Genomic DNA, 1,348 nt, shown 5'->3' with positions numbered 1-1,348 from the left:
TTCATCGTCAGCGGCACCGGCGCCAACCTGGCAGAAGGCACCGTGGTGACCGTGACCCTGAACGGTAAAAACTACACGGCCACCACGGCGGCAGACGGTACCTGGAGCCTGACGGTTCCGGCCGCCGATCTGGCGGGTCTGGGTCAGGCGAACTACACCCTGAACGCGACCGCCACCAACGGCGTGGGCAACAGCGTGAGCAATACGGCGAACCTGCTGGTCGACACTGCGCTGCCAACCGTCACCATCAACACCGTGGCGGGCGACAACGTGATTAACGCGGCGGAAGTGGCGGCAGGCCAGACCATCAGCGGCACCGTGGCGAATGCCGAAGCGGGCAACACCGTAACCGTGACGATTGGCGGCAACAGCTACACCGCGACGGTGCAGAGCGATCTGAGCTGGTCCGTAAGCGTGCCGTCCGACGTTCTGACCGCACTCGGCAATGGCAGTCTGAGTGTGAGCGCGACGGTCACCAACGGCCACGGCAACACCGGTACGGGCGAACGTGACATCACCATCGACGCTAACCTGCCGGGCCTGCGTGTGGACACCGTGGCGGGCGATGATGTGATCAACACCATTGAGCACAACCAGAACCTGATTATCACCGGCTCCAGCGACGGGCTGACCCCAGGCACCGCACTGACCGTGACCGTCAACGGGAAAGACTATTCCGCAACGGTGCTGGCGGACGGCACCTGGAGCGCGGCGGTCCCGGCGGCGGACGTGAGCACGTGGCCGGAAGGCACCGTGAAGATCAGCGTCACCGGCGACAGCACGGCGGGTAACCCAATTACCATCAGCCATGATGTCACCGTGGATCTGGCAACGGTGGCCATCAGCATCAATGCCATTGCCTCCGACGACGTGATTAACGCGGCGGAGAAGGGCCTGGATCTGGTGCTCTCTGGCGCCACCACCAACGTGGAAGCCGGGCAGACCGTCACCCTGAGCATGGGCGGTAAAATCTATACTGCGCAGGTCGATGCCGATGGCAACTGGACCGCTACCGTGCCAGCGGCGAATCTTGCCGGTCTGAAAGACGGCGATGCCAGCGTGCAGGTGAGCGTTACCAACGTCAATGGCAACAGCGCGTCGGCAGGTCGCGAGTACAGCGTGGATGCCACCGCGCCGTCCGTGACCATCAACACCCTGGCGACGGACGACATTCTTAATGCGGCAGAAGCACAGGCCGACCTGACCGTCTCCGGTACCAGTACCGCGGAAGCGGGCCAGACGGTGACCGTGAGCCTGAACGGCAAGGACTACACCGCAACGGTCGGTTCAGACGGTCACTGGACGCTGAACGTCCCGGCGGCGGATTTGGCAGGTTTAGCCGACGGCA

At 63.8% G+C, this 1,348-nt stretch carries 1 protein-coding gene; it reads left to right on the top strand.

The window, feature by feature from the left end; genetic code table 11:
* Positions 1-1,348: Ig-like domain-containing protein (locus APU11_RS16440; protein ID WP_114078543.1), on the top strand; the 1,348-nt coding region annotated here is incomplete at both ends.

Source organism: Enterobacter sp. 50793107, assembly GCF_001463365.1.
Classification (GTDB): Bacteria; Pseudomonadota; Gammaproteobacteria; order Enterobacterales; family Enterobacteriaceae; genus Enterobacter; species Enterobacter cloacae.
The sequence above is the reverse complement of the archived record's forward strand: the minus strand, read 5'-3'. Positions and strand labels throughout refer to the sequence as shown.